Consider the following 17937-nt stretch of genomic DNA (forward strand, 5'->3'; position numbering starts at 1 on the left):
GACGATCTTGAGATCGTGCATGAATATTTCCCCCGCGGGTCTCATTGAGACCCGCTTGTTCCTGCCGCTGGCGACCCGTCGGCCGCAAGGGAAGCTTCGCCGCAGCGCTTTGCTGCAACTTTTGTCAGTTGCGCGCTGCGCCCTTGCGCCCTCCGCTCTTCGCGGCGGGAAAAGGGTGGCCCGCAGACTGCGGGAATTAAGAAGAGGCGTCCGCTACGCGGCCGATGAACATGTGAAACGAGAAGAATTAGAGGCGCTACGCGCAAAGGTGAGTTGCGAAGCCGTGTTGGAACAGGCCGGATTCGAACTCGATGTGAGAGAAAGCACGCGCCGTGCCGTCAAATACCGGCGTGGCGGCAGCATCGTGATTGTCACCCATGACGGACGGGGCTGGTTCGATCCACTCAGCGATGAGAAAGGCGACGTCTTCGGCCTCGCCATGTTTCTTGAAAAGGTCGCTTTCCCAATCGCGGCAGAGGCGGTTGCAACGCTTGTCGGATTTCGACTTTCCCGACCAGAATGGACGTCACCGCGGTCGTCAGCAGCGACGGGAAACGTCGCTGAACGTTGGAGAAGCCGGCGTATGCCGTCAACCGACTCCGACACCTGGCGATATCTGTGCTGGGAGCGCAGGGTCCCTCCTGCCGTCGTCCGGCAGGCCATTCGGGAAGACATCCTGCGAGAGGGACCTTTCGGCAGCATGTGGGCGGCGCATGCCGATGGCCACGGCCGGGTCGTCGGCTGGGAAGAGCGCGGTCCAAAATGGCGCGGATTTTCTACGGGGGGCTCAAAGGTGCTGTTCCGACTAGGCCCGAGTGACGCGAACCGCCTTTGCGTGACCGAGGCGGCGATCGACGCGATGAGCCTCGCAGCGCTTGAGGGCTTGCGCGAGAGAACGCTATATCTCAGTACCGGCGGCGGATGGTCTCCGGCGACCGATGCTGCGATCGGCGAACTTGTCGCGCGGCCGGATCTCACACTGGTGGCTGCGACGGATGCCAATTCCCCAGGAGACATTTACGCAGAGCGATTGCGTGCTCTTGCCGAGGAGTACGGCTGCGACTGGCAGAGGTTACGCCCGCCGGAAAACGACTGGAACGAGGTTTTGCAGAACAGAGAAGAGGAGAGACGGGAAAGGAAAATTGAAAAGAAGATGAGGCCTGCCGCATGCGCGCCGACCGCATCAAGGGAGGCTTCGCCCGGCCAAGGCCGGCCCTTGACCCGGCCGAACACGAGGCCGGCTGCTCGGGAGGGGTCATGAAGGACTGAAGAGGATGGTGAGGTCGAAACGACATTGCTGCCATCGGTCCAAACCCCGAAAGGACCAAGCTGATGACATCGATATCCCTCCCCCGCAAAGTGTTTCAGGGTGTGGCCAAGCGCAACGAAATGTTCCGCATGTTCGACCGGCACGCCAAGCGCCCAGATCGTTTTGGCGGTGATCAGTCTGCCACCTATGCCGGCGAATGGTTCGAGATCGACGAGATCTCCTACACCTACATGCTCGACATCCTTCCGCCGCTGTGGATGCGTGGACCGATCTTTGCGATGCGCGAGTTCATGACGGGTTCTGTGACGTCGGTCTTCTACGCGATCCGGATCGATGCCGCCGTCCGCTATTTCCACACCTACTGCGACCTCTCCGATCCGGATTCGGTGGAGGCGATGCGCTCCTCAATCCTTGACCGCGAAACCCGGCCCGTTCGAGCGATGAGCCGGGAAGAGCGGCTCGAGCACATCTGGAGCGCCACCGCGGACGACTATCGCGGTTATGCGGGCTCCCGCTGGCCCAAGTCAATGCGGGGCCATCGCACCGTCATGCTCTATGGTGGCAAGGAAGGCACCTTTCTGAAGCTTCTCGAAACACTGAGCGACGAGGAGATCGCCGCCAAGCTGCCGGTGCATCTGCGCCACCTGCCCACGGTCCTAGCGGCCTAAGCCGCACCCAATTCCCAAAATCCGGGCGCTGCAGCCGGCCGAACCCTCGACCGGACGATGGCGCACGTCCGCCTTCCAAAGGAGTTTTCCATGAGCAACGATCCCTTCACCTTCGACATGTTCGGCAGCTCTGCCCTGTCCTCCGGGCTCGGGCTTGGCGTGACCGCGTTTGGCGGTTTCTCTCCCGATGCTGCCAATGATGATGACCCGGATCCCACTCCGCCCGCGCCGGCACCTGCCCTCCCAGTCATTGCCACGCCTGTGCGGCGTGCCGGACATCGGGCGAACTTCTACCTCGACGGCGACCGCGAACTGGGCGCATCCTGGAAGGACCGCGCCCGCGCCAACGTTGCGGCGATCCTCGTTGCCGATGGCATTGCCAAGCAGGACCGGCCGGCAACGCCCACGGAGCAGGCGCAGCTGATCCGCTTCACCGGCTTTGGCGCTGGCGAGCTGGCCAACGGTATGTTTCGACGGCCCGGCGAGGTCGATTTCCGGCAGGGCTGGGATGATCTCGGCTCGTCACTCGAAACTGCGGTCTCTGAAGCTGACTATGCGTCGCTCACGCGCTGCACCCAATATGCCCACTTCACGCCGGAGTTCATCATCCGCGCGATTTGGGCCGGGATCGCAAAACTCGGCTGGCGCGGCGGCCGCGTGCTTGAACCCGGTATCGGAACAGGTCTGTTCCCAGCCCTGATGCCGGAGCGCTTTCGTGACGCCGCCTATGTCACCGGGATTGAGCTCGATCCGGTCTCGGCCCGTATCGTCGACCTGCTGCAGCCGAAGGCTCGCACCATCAATGGCGACTTTGCCCGCACCGATCTGTCGCCGATCTACGATCTCGCCATCGGCAATCCGCCCTTCTCCGACCGTACCGTTCGCTCGGACCGCGCCTACCGGGCGCTCGGTCTCCGGCTGCACGATTATTTCATTGCACGGTCGATCGATCACTTGAAGCCCGGCGCGCTCGCCGCTTTCGTGACCTCGCATGGCACGATGGATAAGGTCGACACGGCAGCGCGCGAACATATCGCAAAATCCGCAAACCTGATCGCGGCGATCCGCTTGCCTGAGGGCAGCTTTCGCCGGGATGCGGGGACCGATGTCGTCGTAGACATCCTTTTCTTCCGCAAGCGCAAGACAGGAGAGCCGGAAGGCGATCAGATGTGGCTCGATGTGGACGAGGTCAGGCCCGCTACCGATGACGAGGGACCGATCCGCGTCAACAGGTGGTTCGCTCGGCATCCCGGTTTTGTGCTCGGCACCCACGCACTGACCTCCGGACCCTTCGGTGAGACCTATACATGCCGGCCGCGCGGTGACGAAAATCTTGAAGCCGCTCTTGCCGCCGCCATCGAGCTTCTGCCGGGCGACCTCTACGACGGCGAGCCGACGCCCATCGACATCGACCTGGAGGATGAACTCGCCGAGATCGTCGACCTGCAGCCGAAGGGCGGGCCCGTTCGCGAGGGCAGCTTCTTCCTCGACCGTTCCAAGGGCCTGATGCAGATGCTCGACGGATCGGCCGTGCCGGTTACCGTCCGCAAGGGCCGGACCGGGGATGGTATCTCGGAAAAGCACGTCCGGATCATCTCGAAGCTGATCCCGATCCGGGATGCCGTCCGCGACGTGCTGAAGGCGCAGGAGACCGATCGGCCTTGGCGCGATCTGCAGGTCCGGCTGCGCATCGCCTGGTCGAGCTTCGTGCGCGATTTCGGGCCGATCAACCACACCACGGTCTCGATCCAGGAAGACGCGGAGACCGGCGAAGTCAAGGAGACCCATCGACAGCCGAACCTTGCACCCTTCCGCGACGATCCCGATTGCTGGCTGGTCGCCTCGATCGAAGATTATGATCTCGAGACCGACACGGCCAAGGCCGGTCCGATCTTTTCCGAACGGGTAATAGCTCCCCCCGCGGCGCCGACGATCACGTCGCCGGCAGATGCACTCGCCGTCGTGCTGAATGAACGCGGCCATGTCGATATCGATCATATCGCCGAACTGTTGCACGCTGACCCCGCAGCCGTGATCGACAAGCTTGGTGACGCCGTGTTCCGCGATCCGGCCGACGGATCCTGGAAGACAGCTGACGGATATCTCTCCGGCGCGGTACGCACCAAGCTGTCGGCGGCGCAGGCTACAGCAGAGATCGACCCGGCCTATGAGCGCAATGTCCGCGCCTTGACTGATGTCCAGCCGGCCGATCTTCGCCCCTCCGACATCACCGCGCGTCTCGGCGCGCCGTGGATCCCGGCCGCCGACGTCGTCGCCTTCGTCAAAGAGAAGATGGAAGCCGACATCCGCATTCATCACATGCCGGAGCTCGGCTCCTGGACGGTGGAGGCTCGGCAACTCGGCTATAGCGCCTCGGGGACGTCCGAATGGGGCACCAGCCGCCGCCATGCCGGCGATCTGCTGGCCGATGCGCTCAACAGCCGGGTCCCGCAGATCTTCGACGTGTTCAAGGACCTCGACGGCGAGCGCCGGGTCCTAAACGTCGTCGATACCGAAGCCGCGCGCGACAAGCTGCAGAGGATCAAGCAGTCCTTCCAGGACTGGGTCTGGACCGATCCAGATCGCACTGACCGGCTGGCGCGGGACTACAATGATCGCTTCAACAACATCGCGCCGCGCAAATTCGACGGCTCCCACCTCAAACTTCCCGGCGCCTCTGGCGCCTTTGTTCTTTATGGACACCAGAAACGCGGCATATGGCGGATCATCTCCGATGGCTCCACCTATCTGGCCCATGCCGTCGGCGCCGGCAAGACGATGACGATGGCGGCTGCCATCATGGAGCAACGCCGGCTTGGCCTGATCGCCAAGGCGATGCTCGTCGTGCCCGGCCATTGCCTGGCGCAGGCCGCCCGCGAATTCCTCGCGCTCTATCCGAATGCCCGCATCCTCGTCGCCGACGAGACCAATTTTTCGAAGGACAAGCGCGCCCGGTTCCTGTCGCGCGCGGCGACCGCCACCTGGGATGCGATCATCATCACCCATTCCGCGTTTCGCTTCATCGCCGTTCCCTCAGCCTTCGAACAGGAGATGATCCAGGACGAGCTTCAGCTCTATGAGGATCTTCTGACCAAGGTCGACAGCGAGGACCGCGTCTCGCGCAAGCGCCTCGAGCGGCTCAAAGAAGGTTTGCAGGAGCGGCTGGAAGGTCTCTCGACCCGCAAGGATGATCTTCTCACCATCTCCGAAATTGGCGTCGACCAGATCGTCGTCGACGAGGCACAGGAATTCCGAAAATTGTCTTTCGCCACCAACATGTCGACGCTGAAGGGTATCGACCCGAACGGCTCGCAGCGCGCCTGGGATCTCTATGTCAAATCCCGCTATATCGAGACGAAGAACCCTGGCCGGGCGCTGGTTCTCGCCTCGGGAACGCCGATTACGAATACGCTCGGCGAGATGTTTTCGATCCAGCGCTTGCTCGGCCTTGCAGCACTTGCCGAGCGTGGGCTGCACGAATTCGATGCATGGGCGTCCTGCTTCGGCGATACGACGACCGAACTCGAAATCCAGCCGTCGGGCAAATACAAGCCGGTCAGCCGCTTCGCCTCCTTCGTGAACGTGCCCGAACTGATCGCCATGTTCCGGTCCTTCGCCGATGTCGTCATGCCCGACGATCTCAGGCAATATGTGAAGGTGCCGAATATCTCGACGGGCCGGCGGCAGATCCTCACGGCTAAGCCGACGGCGCTGTTCAAGACCTATCAGCAGATGCTCGACACCAGGATCAAGGCGATCGAGAAGCGCGAAGGTCCGGCCAAACCCGGCGACGACATTCTGCTCTCCGTCATCACTGATGGCCGCCATGCGGCGATCGACCTGCGCTTCGTCATGCCGGCTGCCGAGAACGAGGCGGACAACAAGCTCAATCTGCTCGTCCGCAATGCCCACCGCATCTGGCAGGAAACCGGCAAAGCGATCTATCGGCGCCCCGACGGCAAGGATTTCGATTTGCCCGGCGCCGCCCAGATGATCTTTTCCGATCTCGGCACAATTAACGTGGAGAAGACCCGCGGATTCTCGGCCTATCGGTTCATTCGCGACGAGCTGATCCGGCTCGGTGTTCCGGCCGCCCAGATCGCCTTCATGCAGGATTACAAAAAGACCGATGCCAAGCAGCGGCTCTTCGGCGACGTCCGCGCCGGCAAAGTGCGGTTCCTGATCGGGAGTTCCGAAACCATGGGCACTGGCGTCAATGCTCAGTTGAGGCTCAAGGCGCTCCATCACCTCGATGTGCCATGGCTGCCATCGCAGATCGAACAGCGTGAGGGCCGGATCGTGCGGCAGGGCAATCAGCATGATGAGGTCGATATCTTCGCCTATGCCACGGAGGGCTCGCTCGACGCCTCGATGTGGCAGAACAACGAGCGCAAGGCCCGGTTCATCGCCGCAGCACTTTCGGGCGACACCTCGATCCGGCGGCTCGAAGACGTTGGTGAAGGCGCTGCCAACCAGTTCGCTATGGCAAAGGCCATCGCATCGGGCGACGAGCGGCTGATGCAGAAGGCGGGACTGGAGGCCGATATTGCCCGGCTTGAACGGCTGCGCGCCGCGCATGAGGACGATCAATATGCCGTCCGTCGGCAGATGCGCGATGCGGAGCGCGACGTCGAGATCTCGACCCGGCGCATCGGCGAGATCGGCCAGGACATCAAGCGCCTCCGGCCGACCACGGGCGATGCGTTCACCATGACGGTGCTCGGTGAGAACTATACCGAGCGCAAGGAGGCCGGTCGCGCGCTGATGAGGGAGATCCTCACGCTTCTACAGTTGCAACAGGAGGGCGAGGTCCATCTGGCGACGATCGGCGGCTTCGATCTCGTCTATGAAGGCGAGCGTTTTGGCAAGGGCGATGGCTATCGCTTCGAGACACTGCTCCAGCGCACCGGCGCGGACTACGAGATCGACCTTGCTATTACAGTGACGCCCCTTGGCGCGATCTCGCGGCTGGAGCATGGACTTGATGGCTTCGACGAAGAGCAGCGGCAACATCGCCGGAGACTTGAAGATGGCGAGCGCCGGCTGAATTCGTATCAGTCGCGCATCGGTGGCGCCTTCCAGTTCGGCGAGGAGCTTGGCGCGAAAAGAAAGCAGCTTCGCGAGATCGAGGAAGAACTTGCTGCTTCGGCCATCGCTGAAGCAGACCAGATCGCCGCATGATAAACGTAAACCAGGCCGGTCTTGCGGCTTGTTCCTGCTCCCGCCATGGCCTTCGCCAGATGGCGGGAGCCGATACTTGAAATCCCTCAGCCTCGATAATATTTAAGGATCACTTCCCGTTCAGATGATGTCCTGCCGCCGCAATTGCGGTGGCTTTCGATGTCGTCCGGGATCAGCAAAAGGGCGCTCCCCTCGCGGGTCGAGCGCCCTTTTTGCGTTTCTATTCCAGCCGAGGTCCTGCTTGCCGTCTGACATCCGCGTCTGCGTGCCAGATCTAAAAAAGAAATGGAGAGGGAGGCGGAAAAGAACCCGTCGCCGAGCGGTCCTCCTGCCGTCGCTGTCGCTCAACCGCCACCTGCGCCATCCCGGCCACTCGTCCTTCGCAGGGCTCAAGAGCCCCGCTTGTCCTTCGCAGCAGGGCTGCTCGGTCGCAGTTGCGTCAGTCCGGCCGCTCGGCGGTCCGGGGGGTGTCTTCGAGAAAAATGAAGACAGGAAGGGCTGGCAAGGCGCTGGTCCGAACCCCGAAAGGACAGATCCCATGCAGATCATGAAGGTTGACCCGCGCGCTCTGAAGGAGAACCCCGACCGGATGCGCCAGTCGAAGTCGTCGCCGCAGGCTGACGCGTTGATGCTGGCCACGATCAAGGCCGTCGGCATTGTTCAGCCGCCTGTCGTCGCGCCGGAAGCGGATGGCGGAAATGGCTACATCATCGACGCCGGACATCGCCGTGTCCGGCTCGCGATTGCTGCCGGCCTCGAAGAGATCGAAATTCTGGTGGTAGACGCTGCGAATGATAACGGCGCGATGCGCTCGATGGTCGAAAACTCGGTTCGCGAACCGCTCAATCCCGTTGACCAGTGGCGTGGCATCGAACGACTCGTTGCCCTTGGCTGGACCGAGGAAGCGATTGCTGTCGCCCTCGCCCTCCCCGTCCGCCAGATCCGCAAGCTCCGGCTCCTCGCCAATGTCCTGCCGGCTATGCTCGAGCAGATGGCGCTGGGCGACATGCCGTCCGAGCAGCAGCTGCGCATCATCGCGGCCGCCGGCCAGGTGGAGCAGAAGGAAGTGTGGAAGGCGCACAAGCCCAAGAAGGGCGACACGGCGCCCTGGTGGCAGATCGCCAATGCCCTGACGAAGAAGCGGATGTATGCCAGGGATGCCAGCTTTGGCGACGATCTCGCTCAGGCCTATGGCATCGAGTGGGTCGAGGATCTCTTCGCACCGGCCGACCAGGACGGACGCTACACCACCAACGTCGAAGGTTTTCTCGGCGCCCAGCATGAATGGATGACGCGCAACCTGCCGAAGCGCGGCGGGATTGTCGAGGTCAACAGCTGGGGGCAACCGGAACTGCCGAAGAAGGCAAACCAGGTCTACGGCAAGCCGTCGAAGTCCGACCACGCGGCGATCTATCTCGATCGCGAGGGCAAGGTCCAGACGGTGCATTACCGGATGCCGGAGGCGGCGAAGCCGAAGGGCGTTGCTGGCGACGGACCGATCACTGGCGGCGACGACGCCGATGCGATCGTCGCGCCAAAGGCACGGCCGGATGTGACCCAGAAGGGCCACGACATGATCGGTGATTTCCGCACGGATGCACTGCATGACGCACTCGGTCGCGCACCGATCGAGGACGATATGCTGATGGCACTCATGGTTCTGGCTTTTGCCGGTCAGAACGTCCGAGTCGACTCCGGTGCTGATGGGAGCTTCTATGGTGGCAAGCGCTTCTCGCGTCATGCAGTGGGCCTGTTCGACGAGAACGGCAAGCTGGCCTTCGATCAGGATACGCTCCGGGTCGCCGTCCGCTCCGTGCTGATCGATGTCCTCTCGTGCCGCCGTGGCATGTCGAACAGTGGCATGATCGCGCGCATCGCTGGCGACGTGATCGGCGCTGACGAATTCCTGCCCAACATGGGCTCGGAAGATTTTCTCTTGTGCCTGTCGCGCCAGGCGCTGGAGGCGTCTTGCGCCGAGGCGTCTGTCCTGCCTCGGCCCAAGGTGCGCGAAACCCGCGCAGCGCTCGTGGAGCATTTCGCAACTCAGCACTTCGTCCATCCCGCCGGCCGCTTCGCGCCGCCGGCCGACGAGCTGCTCGAGTGGATCCGCGCAGGTGCAGCCACTGACGTCATCGCCTCGGGCAGACGCGAGGATGACGACGGTCATGGTGAGGACCTCGGTGCGGTGCAGGAAGGCCACGCCGGCGAAGAAGGGGATCACGACGATCCGCAGGACATCGAGGTCGGCTCCGAAGACGAGCATGACCAGGATTTCGACCAGAGGGCGGCAGCATGACCGCCGCCCTCCAGTCGAACATGGCAGCACCCACCCCCGATCTTTCGGGGGTGGAGTTTGCCATCAGCGCGGACGGTCTGCCTATCGCCCGCATCGATGACCTGGTCCTGGCCATGGTCACGGCGCCGAGCGGCTTTGCCTATCTCGCGAGTGCTGTCTTTGTCCGCCGGCCGCTCGCCGAGCTGACGCGGGCCGACTTTATCGGGCATGACGGCCGGGTTGCCGACGAGGCCGAGTTCCGGGCGCGTGTCGCCGAGACCGCCGGTCATAAACGCGATCTGGCGAAGTTGAACCGCATCCAGATCCGTATGTCGGCAGGCACGCCCTGGGGCGGATCGCAGATGGCTGTTATCTATGTCGACGGTGTCGTTGCCCACAGTACAGCCGGCCACGGCGGCTTCCATCTTTCTCCCGCTCGCAATGCTAAAATCCATCCGCTGCTGCGGAAGGACACCCCATGGTACGAGGAAGATTGCGAATGGGCGATCGTGGCGCTCAGCTTTCCGGAGCTGTTTACCGGTTATGAGCGGTCGATGGCCGAAAAGACCATCCGCAATACCTGGCCGGATGTCTGGGAGGCGATCCACGGCTGCGCGCTGACTGAGGGTGAAAGCTGGGCCAAGGACCGACAAGCGTTCGATCAACGTCATGCGGCGGACTATATTGTCATGTCGGCGATCTTTTCCAACCAGAACCCCGGAATGACCGAGGTCGTGGCGGCCGTCGGCGGTAACCGGAGATCCGGCGACGATGAGCGTCGCTTCCTGGTGCGAAGCGATGAGTACGCCAGGCGCGGCCGGTTCGGCTTCGTTATCGATCCCGCCCGTCATGCCGAATATCACGGGCCATCTTCCTTCATCGGTGGGCGAGGCCGGGAGAATGGATCATGACCGCCGTCCTTGCTTCAAGATCGCTGGCGAAGGCAATCGGCGCCCAACGCGAAACCCTGCGGCATCTGGATTGTCTGACCCGGCAGATTGCGGCGCGCGCCGGGCGGCAGGCTGTCACTGTGAAGGTCCGGAGCAGGGCGCGTCGCCGATCCGGCTCTCGTCTCTATCATCAGGAGCTTGCCGATCGTCTGGCCTTTGAACGCTGGGGCGAACTCGACACGCTCACATGCAGGCTGGTCGTGCAGGAGCAGCTCATCGATGAGCTCGCGGATTGCGATGATGCGCCTGTTTTGCCTCACGGGGGATAGGCGACTCAGAAACCGAGTGAGCTGCGGGGTGCTTTGTCACCACCATGCGGCCCCGAGGATGGCGGGCTTGGCCATGTCGTCCCCCGCCGGCCGGCATTTGATATCGGACCCGTGCCGGACTGCCCTTCTTTTCGTTGCGGTCTGAACCGGCGGCCGGCCGTTTCAAGGCCGCTGGCGCGCCGCGGGGCGGCCGACCCTACCTCACTGCGCGAGAGCAGGCCCGCGGTCCCAAGCAGGTCGAAACCTGCTGGCCCGCAAACCTACCCTGCTGGCTCAGTCGGATCGGACCTGTGAAGCCGCCCGTCCTTTGCCGGTTCTGGTCGTCCGCATCGAAGGGCAGACCGGCACGGGCCGGAACCGCTTCGGCAGCAACGGAAGGACCAGACATGGCCAAGCCCACCACCACCAATCGCTCCAACGCCAGGTCGCAGCAATCGCGCCGCGGCACCACACTCGAAATGGTCCGCCTCTCCTGCCCCGACGCCACCCAGGCCCTCAAGATCGCCGAAAGCTTCGGCACCACGGTCGTCGACAGCGATGGCATCCGCAGCCTGCATGAGCGGCTGATCGTCGAGACCGCCGAAAGCCTCTCCGAAGGCCTGGGCGAAAAGGCCATGCAGATCCATCTGCAAAGGATCGTCGGGGCCTTCGTCGGATCGGCGCATGGCGCCGGACAGTTCTACTCCCGGGCCGTCACCGAGGCACGCGACGCAACGGCCAAGGCATCGAACGATGCCCGCGACGAGGATCTCGACGGTCCGGTCGGCTACGATAGCGCCGCCCAGCGCAAACGGGAATTCGCAGCCGACATGGGTGTCCAGTCCCATGCGCTGCGCATGGCAGCCGAGGGCGCCGTGGCGGCCTACGAACAGGTTGTCGGCGAGAGCTGGAAGCCGTTCGACCGGCCGGTTGAAAACCCAGGCGCATCGCTCGACCGCAAGGCGGCCGAGGCTCAGATGGCCGCATTCGGCTGACACGTTCTTCCCTGACTGGCCGGCGCTTGCGCGCGCCGGCCTTTTTTTCCTGTCGAAGAGCAGGCCTGGAGATGCGCCTGTCGCGGCCCGTCCCGGTCGGCGGTCCTGCAGGAGCCGGGCGCCCATGCAACGGCTTTGCCGTCCTCCACGCTGTTGCGGCCGTTCCGGTGCATGAGCACACCATCGGCCCCTGACCTCGGACCTCCGTGACGGACCGCGACAGGCGCGGTTCCTGAAAAGGAGAAAGAAGTGATGGGCAAGAAAGCGGGTACTGATCGTGCCGACATCTACACGCGGATCACCGAACGGATCGTCGAGGATCTGGAATCTGGCGTTCGCCCCTGGATGAAACCCTGGAGCGCCGCCCATACGAATGGTCGTATCTCCAGACCGTTGCGTCACAACGGTATGCCCTATTCAGGCATGAACGTGCTTCTTCTGTGGTCGGAGCAGGTGTCGCGCGGCTTCGCCTCTTCGATGTGGATGACATTCAAGCAGTCGTTGGAACTGGGCGGCGCCGTGCGGAAAGGCGAAACAGGTTCGACGGTGGTCTTCGCCAGCCGTTACACCAAGGCGCAAGCCGATGCCAACGGCAACGAGGTGGATCGAGAAATTCCGTTCCTCAAGGCCTATTCAGTTTTCAATGTCGAGCAAATCGAGGGTTTGCCGGACAGCTATTATACACCGCCGGCAAAAGTGCTCGACCCGATTGTGCGGATCGAGAGCGCCGACCGCTTCTTTCGTAACACCGGCGCCGTCATCCGCCATGGCGGTAGCCAGGCTTATTATTCACCGGGTCTGGACTACATCCAGATGCCGCCCTTTGAGGCGTTTCGCGATGCGGCCGGATACGCGGCCGTCCTCAGCCATGAGGCGACGCACTGGACAGCGGCTGAACATCGGGTCGGGCGTGATCTTTCTCGATATGCCAAGGATCGGACGGATCGGGCCCGCGAAGAACTTATTGCCGAACTCGGCAGCTGCTTCCTCTGCGCCGATCTTGGCATCGCGCCGGAGCTCGAGCCGCGGCCGGATCACGCATCCTATCTGCAATCGTGGCTATCGGTCCTTGCCAACGACAAGCGGGCGATCTTCCAGGCTGCGGCGCATGCGCAGCGCGCGGTGAGCTTCCTGCATTCCTTGCAGCCGGACGCGGATTTGAAGGCTGCTGCCTGACACTCAGGCGCGGTCGGCACCACCGGTGGCGGCCGCGTGATCCATGTCGCGCTGGTCTTGAAGACCTTGTGCAATATCAGCATCCAGCCTTCCCCAGATCGACGGTTTTGCAGCGTCGGGTTTTGGTTTGCGGGATGGTTTGCGTTCGATGATGAACGGCTTGCTCTGCTGCCGCATTGTTCCTCCAGTTGCGATTCGCGGGTGCAACGATATCGCAGGAGGCATAGCGAGCAAGCCGGCCAATGTTTGCGGGGGTCTCGTTTCCCCAACTCAATCATGCCGTGACGGCGGTGCGAGTGAGGCGATGGAACGGTGCCATTCGTGCTCAGGGAAAATGCGGCGGCACGCCATTGCCATATCCCTTCACGTCAGAGTTTCCGGCAACCCATCTGCGGGCTCGATGAGGCATGTCTGACCGGAGACCGGCTGCGCCTCGATCGTATTCCCGCAACGACAAGGCTTACGATTTCTTACCCCGGAGCCCTGCAGGCTCCTCCTCGCCCACTAACAAATCTGCGACTTGCCGCCCTCCATTTCATTGCGGCCTTATCAGGTGCGGTCCGATCGTCACCGGTCTTTGCGACAGCCATCGAGGCCGCGATGGGCGCGGCCCGAACAACGAAAAGGAATACAACAATGGCAACGATCGGCACCTTCACCTCCACCGAAAACGGCTTCACCGGCTCCATTCGCACTCTCGCACTCAACGTCAAGGCGCGCATCGCGCGGGTCGAGAACCCCTCCGACAAAGGACCGCAGTTCCGCGTCTACGCAGGCAGCGTTGAACTCGGCGCCGCCTGGCAGAAGACCTCCGAGCAGGGCCGCGACTACCTCTCGGTCAAGCTCGACGATCCGAGCTTCCCGGCTCCGATCTACGCAACGCTCGCCGAGGTTGAAGGCGAGGATGGCCTTCAGCTCATCTGGTCCCGCCCGAACCGGGACTGATCGACATCATGAGGCTCCGCCACCGGCGGGGCCTTCTTCTCGACCGAGAAGCGAAAGCCGGACCTAGCGTCGAGCCACGGTCCTGCTTTTTTGGTGCCATATTGCGAGGTGGGGAAGCTGCTCAGAATGCTTATGGTACCGATCGGAGTTGCCTGCGTCAGAGGATGAGCGGTTCCCCCATGTGTGGACGGCCCGTGGAATGCAAGACTTTTGTATCGATGGGATCGGTCAGGTTCAGTCATGTGTCCGGCCTTCTATCGTGGCATTGTAGCCACTGGCCCTGATGAAGTCCGCGGATGGAGAGCCAATCAATTTGTCGAGCTCAAGGCTCTGGGGGAACCTAGGCTTTGCTCCATCCCCGGTCCAACCGGTTCGCCATCATTACTCAGTCCTTCATTCCTCCGGTCGACGATTGCCGAGCCGGATTCCTTCAAACGGCTGCGTGCCAGTAAGTCTCCTCTCTTCTCAGAAGAGCCCACGCGACGCGGGCGGTCTTGTTTGCGATCGCTACCGACACCATGCGTGCCGGTTTGCGCTGCAAGAGCTTCGCGATCCATGGGAATGATGCGGCATCAATGCGCGCCCGTCGTATGACGGCAGTGGCGCCGACTACCAGCAAGCGTCGGATTGTCCGATCGCCCTGCTTGCTGATCCGCCCTAGCCTCTCCTTTCCGCCACTACTATTTTGTCGGGGCGTTAAGCCAAGCCAAGCCGCGAACTGTCGCGCTGATTTGAACTCCTCGGCATTTCCAACCGAAGCCGCGATTGCTGCCGCGGTGAGAAAGCCGACGCCTGGGATGGTCATCAGCCTCCGAGCGGCAGCTTGGTCCCGGCACCACTGCATTATGGTGCGATCAAGCTCGGCGATATTATTGCTCAGCTCTTCTAGCTGCATCTGAATGTGCTTGAAGGGTTGCCACGACGGTTCAGGAAGATGGTCTTTCGCGACGTGTAAGGCTTCGAGGGCAGCTTTCAGCCCGAACTTTCCTTGAGGCGTGATGATACCGAATTCGGCCAAATGGCCTCGGAGTGCGTTGATCAGAGCTGTTCTCTGCCGCACGAAAAGATCTCGGGTCTTGTGCTGCATAAGAAGAGCCTGACGCTCGCAATTTTTCACCGGTACGAAGCGCATGGTTGGACGGGTGACTGCCTCGCAAATCGCTTCGGCATCTGCTGCATCGTTTTTCCCGCGCTTCACATACGGCTTTACATATACCGGAGGCATAAGCTTCACATCGAAGCCCAAGGCACCGAGTTCCCTCGCCCAGTAATGTGAAGTCGAACAAGCTTCCATGCCGACGAGGCAGGGTGGCAACTGCTCGAAGAAATGCAGGAGCTGGTTTCGGCGAAGCTGCCGCCGGACAATAACATTGCCGACGTCATCGATAGCATGAACTTGAAACACGTTCTTGGCCAGATCCAGGCCGACGACAGTGATCTTATCGAAAGTCATGACACGGTTCCTTCTCTGAGTTGCGCAGAGTGATCTTAGCATTTCGCGCGACGGGTTCGGAGGGCCGTCCACATCATCAATTTGCTCCGCCCGCCCTGTCGGGCAGTCTCCGCAAATCGGCTCCCCCACTCCCCGGCTCTGCCGGTCGCTTACGCGATCCTTGACCCAACCATCGCCTCTCGGACCCGCCGGTCATTTTTCACAAGCGTCAGGAGACGAAGATGACCTATGAACTTGAAATCCAGATCGAAGAGCTGCGGGCAGAGCTGCGTAACGCCATCGACGGTGCGGAGCGCCGTCAGATCCAGGCCGAACTCGATACCGCTCAGGCAGAGCTGATTGTCGCGGGCGCCGAGTTGTACGGCCTTGCAGAGAGCGAACCGCCTTTCTGAGGCGGTTTCCTTCGTCGGTTGTCTTCGAAGTCGAGCTGCCGCAATTCTCCTGTCGATCCCATTTCATCGACATTGGGAATGATGCGGATCGTGCGTCCTGCCGCAACCTGATGCCGGCAGAATTTTCCCCGCCTGCGGCTCCTCGCGCATCAAAATTCAGCCGGCATCAGGTCCTCCGCTGCGCTGCGGCCGTGACCGGTGCAGCACTCCTTCCCGATCCGCATTTCATCCCCGCGACGAAACGCAATCGACAGGAGAAACCATATGCAACAACTCGCCAAATTCTTGACGGCAACCGGCCGCCGGCTTCGCACCCTCGCCAAGGTGATCTGCCATTTCTCCCGCAAGGGCAAACTCGGCTTGAAGATCGCGATCAAGATCCCGTTCTTCGTGGACATTGAAGTCCACTTCGAGACCGATTGGACCAGACGGCGATAGGCGCCGCGCCCGGCTCGCCCTGCTGCGAGCCGTGCTTCAGCACCATGGTTCGCGCCGTCCGGACCAAGTCCGTGCCAAACCTTCAGCGACGAGCATGTCGCCAAGACTTTTACCATCGCGGACGAGGACTCGAAGCTTTCGTCCATAACGGTCTTCGTCGCGCTCCGGCCAGGCATGGAGCTCGAAGGGGCCAGCGTTGATCAGCTCGATCAAACGGGTGGTCGCCTTGTTGCCAAGCGCGAGCTCGGATTTGCATTTCGGTTCGCTGATCTCGGGCGTATCGATATCCGCGATCCTGATCTTCTCACCGGCAATCCAGATCGTGTCACCATCGACCACACAGTTCGTTCGTGATCCGAAAACGCATTTTCGAAACTGAGATACGTGCCCGGAAGCCGCGAGGGATAAGGGAGCCTCCAGTCCTGTTGCGACAGAGATGACGACAACGAGGGCGGATAGCGTAACGACTTTCAAAATGTAATCCTTCGATAGGATAGGCCAAGCATGCTGTATCAGATTCTCTCAGGGCCCGGATCTCTTGAGAAGTGATTTGCGTGAAGGTCAGCGACTGCGGCCGGAAGGCATGCAGTATCCGCGGTTCCGTTTCTGGCGCATGAGTTCCAGGAATAGCTCTACCGCATCCTGTTCTCGCTCGAAATGGTGGATCATTGTCTTGCCCTTGGCGCCAATTCGACCCCAACGCCGCATCAGGCAGGTTTCCCCGAAAAGGCTCGGCTCGATCGACATCGCATAGAAGCGGGACATATTTTTTGTCCGGTCCGTTCGTTCCACGTAAAACTGATAGGGTTGCGCGATCATGATGAGAGAATCGCGTTTTCGGGCGTGAGCGTCCAACGACAGTTTTGAATCGGTCAGTCATCATCGATTCATTTGGGTGAAGTACCGGGCGGTCCACCTTCGGTGTACGGCTCTATTCGCCTCCGGCGAACGAAGCCCGCAAACGGTCTTCGCCCATCCGGGTGACGATCCTCCCGCGCACAGATGCCTTATCGCTTGGCGGACGACATCAACGGGACGGGTTTTCACGCTCGCGCTGGCGCAAGCGCTTCACGTAGTCGGCATCGAGGATGTCGTCATCGACCAGATCAAGGGCACAGGACGCAATGGCTGCGTAAGCCGCATCGCTGAGCGAAAACGACGCTGGGAGAAATCCGCTCAGACCGACCGTAATGTCCTTAAAAGCTCGGAACAACGCCTTGATATAGTCAGCCTGAGACGATCGGCGCGCTTCAGTCCCGACCATCGTCATCGGGTCCGAGGCCTCCGACGTAGCTTGGCCCGCATCTGTGCTCAGCGCTTTGACGACATCCGCCAGGCTCGGCCAGTATTTCATGTCAAAGCGGCCGCTGAGGGCCATGAGCTCTTCACGGACGTAAGACTGAAACAGATAGTTGTGGCGGGAAGCAGCATCTATGACCTCACAAATGTCGAAGTGCGTTTCGCTGTGGAAGCGCGATGAGTTATTCAGGCGACTACGCTTCTCGAGCAGCTCGGATAGTTCGGCCGCTTTCTCCGCTATCAACCGATTCACAGCGTCTAGCTGTTTGCGATCATCTCTGGCCGTCGCCAGCTTTTGTGGGTTCCACTGTGCCGTGGTGTACAGGATGGCCTTCAGGCACGTTTCAACGGCATGTGGCCGATGGCTAAGCTGCTGATCGATCTCGCTGTACGCTTCCTTCAGCTCGAGACTTCTGCTCAGCAGACGTCGTGCAACCACCACCTCGCTTCGAAGGATACCTTTTTCCTCGCAGTCCTTGATCTCGGAGCGGAGGAAGGTTTCGCATAGTTCGGTAGCAGACGGGCGGTTCATGGCAATCCTCTGAGATAATGTATCGAGATGACGCTACGACAACGGGCGCGCTCCTTCCGTACCCGAACGGCATTTTTTTCAGAAGTTTCGGGTACCTCTTTGCACCGACGTTAGG

General features: G+C 61.6%; 16 protein-coding genes. 11 read left to right on the forward strand and 5 right to left on the reverse strand.

What is annotated here, in order from left to right:
* The 8 genes from ACODTZ_RS32855 to ACODTZ_RS32890 all read left to right on the forward strand — a co-directional run.
* Nucleotides 1-1261 (forward strand): DUF3991 and toprim domain-containing protein (locus ACODTZ_RS32855; protein ID WP_489031104.1); only part of this gene is annotated, 1261 nt, incomplete at its 5' end.
* Nucleotides 1262-1332: 71 nt separating this feature from the next.
* Nucleotides 1333-1938: a DUF1419 domain-containing protein gene (locus ACODTZ_RS32860; RefSeq protein WP_489031106.1), complete on the forward strand. Its 606-nt coding sequence runs from the start codon at nucleotides 1333-1335 to the stop codon at nucleotides 1936-1938.
* A gap of 90 nt (nucleotides 1939-2028) precedes the next feature.
* Nucleotides 2029-7119: a DEAD/DEAH box helicase family protein gene (locus ACODTZ_RS32865; protein ID WP_489031108.1), complete on the forward strand. Its 5091-nt coding sequence runs from the start codon at nucleotides 2029-2031 to the stop codon at nucleotides 7117-7119.
* A gap of 538 nt (nucleotides 7120-7657) precedes the next feature.
* Entirely contained in the window at nucleotides 7658-9415 is a 1758-nt protein-coding gene (locus ACODTZ_RS32870; protein WP_489031110.1) for a ParB/RepB/Spo0J family partition protein, read from the forward strand.
* On the forward strand, nucleotides 9412-10305 hold the full coding sequence (locus ACODTZ_RS32875) for a DUF7007 domain-containing protein (protein WP_489031112.1): 894 nt from the start codon (nucleotides 9412-9414) through the stop codon (nucleotides 10303-10305). The genes ACODTZ_RS32870 and ACODTZ_RS32875 overlap by 4 nt, the downstream gene beginning before the upstream one ends.
* Complete coding sequence (locus tag ACODTZ_RS32880) at nucleotides 10302-10613, forward strand: hypothetical protein (protein WP_489031113.1); 312 nt, start codon at nucleotides 10302-10304, stop codon at nucleotides 10611-10613. The genes ACODTZ_RS32875 and ACODTZ_RS32880 overlap by 4 nt, the downstream gene beginning before the upstream one ends.
* 386 nt (nucleotides 10614-10999) lie before the next feature.
* On the forward strand, nucleotides 11000-11587 hold the full coding sequence (locus tag ACODTZ_RS32885; RefSeq protein ID WP_489031115.1) for a hypothetical protein: 588 nt from the start codon (nucleotides 11000-11002) through the stop codon (nucleotides 11585-11587).
* 252 nt (nucleotides 11588-11839) lie between these two features.
* Entirely contained in the window at nucleotides 11840-12763 is a 924-nt protein-coding gene (locus tag ACODTZ_RS32890) for an ArdC family protein (protein ID WP_489031117.1), read from the forward strand.
* A 3-nt stretch (nucleotides 12764-12766) separates the two neighbouring features.
* Here the strand turns inward: ACODTZ_RS32890 and ACODTZ_RS32895 are convergent, their stop codons facing one another.
* Entirely contained in the window at nucleotides 12767-12940 is a 174-nt protein-coding gene (locus tag ACODTZ_RS32895; protein ID WP_489031119.1) for a hypothetical protein, read from the reverse strand.
* A gap of 459 nt (nucleotides 12941-13399) precedes the next feature.
* On the opposite strand from ACODTZ_RS32895, the gene ACODTZ_RS32900 reads away from it, so the two are divergent.
* Nucleotides 13400-13708, forward strand: a complete 309-nt coding sequence (locus tag ACODTZ_RS32900) for a DUF736 domain-containing protein (RefSeq protein WP_018326263.1) — start codon at nucleotides 13400-13402, stop codon at nucleotides 13706-13708.
* A 430-nt stretch (nucleotides 13709-14138) separates the two neighbouring features.
* On the opposite strand, the gene ACODTZ_RS32905 is transcribed toward ACODTZ_RS32900, so the two are convergent.
* Complete coding sequence (locus ACODTZ_RS32905; protein ID WP_489031121.1) at nucleotides 14139-15161, reverse strand: IS110 family RNA-guided transposase; 1023 nt, start codon at nucleotides 15159-15161, stop codon at nucleotides 14139-14141.
* A gap of 221 nt (nucleotides 15162-15382) precedes the next feature.
* On the opposite strand from ACODTZ_RS32905, the gene ACODTZ_RS32910 reads away from it, so the two are divergent.
* A complete protein-coding gene (locus tag ACODTZ_RS32910; protein ID WP_489031123.1) occupies nucleotides 15383-15553 on the forward strand; it encodes a hypothetical protein in 171 nt (56 codons plus the stop codon).
* A 264-nt stretch (nucleotides 15554-15817) separates the two neighbouring features.
* Nucleotides 15818-15991, forward strand: a complete 174-nt coding sequence (locus ACODTZ_RS32915; protein ID WP_489031124.1) for a hypothetical protein — start codon at nucleotides 15818-15820, stop codon at nucleotides 15989-15991.
* Nucleotides 15992-16027: 36 nt separating this feature from the next.
* Here ACODTZ_RS32915 and ACODTZ_RS32920 read toward each other — a convergent pair whose 3' ends face one another.
* From ACODTZ_RS32920 to ACODTZ_RS32930, 3 genes are all read right to left on the reverse strand, one after another.
* On the reverse strand, nucleotides 16028-16411 hold the full coding sequence (locus tag ACODTZ_RS32920) for a thermonuclease family protein (RefSeq protein ID WP_489031197.1): 384 nt from the start codon (nucleotides 16409-16411) through the stop codon (nucleotides 16028-16030).
* Nucleotides 16412-16552: 141 nt separating this feature from the next.
* Complete coding sequence (locus ACODTZ_RS32925; RefSeq protein WP_489031126.1) at nucleotides 16553-16810, reverse strand: WGR domain-containing protein; 258 nt, start codon at nucleotides 16808-16810, stop codon at nucleotides 16553-16555.
* A 208-nt stretch (nucleotides 16811-17018) separates the two neighbouring features.
* Nucleotides 17019-17822, reverse strand: a complete 804-nt coding sequence (locus ACODTZ_RS32930) for a hypothetical protein (protein ID WP_489031128.1) — start codon at nucleotides 17820-17822, stop codon at nucleotides 17019-17021.
* Nucleotides 17823-17937: the final 115 nt, after the last annotated feature.

Source organism: Rhizobium sp. FG113 (assembly GCF_057809895.1).

Excerpts from the sequence above, each read along its gene's own strand:
- ACODTZ_RS32860 (WP_489031106.1), top strand. The coding sequence starts at position 1,333 with ATGACATCGATATCCCTCCCCCGCAAAGTGTTTCAGGGTGTGGCCAAG.
- ACODTZ_RS32865 (WP_489031108.1), top strand. The coding sequence starts at position 2,029 with ATGAGCAACGATCCCTTCACCTTCGACATGTTCGGCAGCTCTGCCCTG.
- ACODTZ_RS32870 (WP_489031110.1), top strand. The coding sequence starts at position 7,658 with ATGCAGATCATGAAGGTTGACCCGCGCGCTCTGAAGGAGAACCCCGAC.
- ACODTZ_RS32875 (WP_489031112.1), top strand. The coding sequence starts at position 9,412 with ATGACCGCCGCCCTCCAGTCGAACATGGCAGCACCCACCCCCGATCTT.
- ACODTZ_RS32880 (WP_489031113.1), top strand. The coding sequence starts at position 10,302 with ATGACCGCCGTCCTTGCTTCAAGATCGCTGGCGAAGGCAATCGGCGCC.
- ACODTZ_RS32885 (WP_489031115.1), top strand. The coding sequence starts at position 11,000 with ATGGCCAAGCCCACCACCACCAATCGCTCCAACGCCAGGTCGCAGCAA.
- ACODTZ_RS32890 (WP_489031117.1), top strand. The coding sequence starts at position 11,840 with ATGGGCAAGAAAGCGGGTACTGATCGTGCCGACATCTACACGCGGATC.
- ACODTZ_RS32895 (WP_489031119.1), bottom strand. The coding sequence starts at position 12,940 with ATGCGGCAGCAGAGCAAGCCGTTCATCATCGAACGCAAACCATCCCGC.
- ACODTZ_RS32900 (WP_018326263.1), top strand. The coding sequence starts at position 13,400 with ATGGCAACGATCGGCACCTTCACCTCCACCGAAAACGGCTTCACCGGC.
- ACODTZ_RS32905 (WP_489031121.1), bottom strand. The coding sequence starts at position 15,161 with ATGACTTTCGATAAGATCACTGTCGTCGGCCTGGATCTGGCCAAGAAC.
- ACODTZ_RS32910 (WP_489031123.1), top strand. The coding sequence starts at position 15,383 with ATGACCTATGAACTTGAAATCCAGATCGAAGAGCTGCGGGCAGAGCTG.
- ACODTZ_RS32915 (WP_489031124.1), top strand. The coding sequence starts at position 15,818 with ATGCAACAACTCGCCAAATTCTTGACGGCAACCGGCCGCCGGCTTCGC.
- ACODTZ_RS32925 (WP_489031126.1), bottom strand. The coding sequence starts at position 16,810 with ATGATCGCGCAACCCTATCAGTTTTACGTGGAACGAACGGACCGGACA.
- ACODTZ_RS32930 (WP_489031128.1), bottom strand. The coding sequence starts at position 17,822 with ATGAACCGCCCGTCTGCTACCGAACTATGCGAAACCTTCCTCCGCTCC.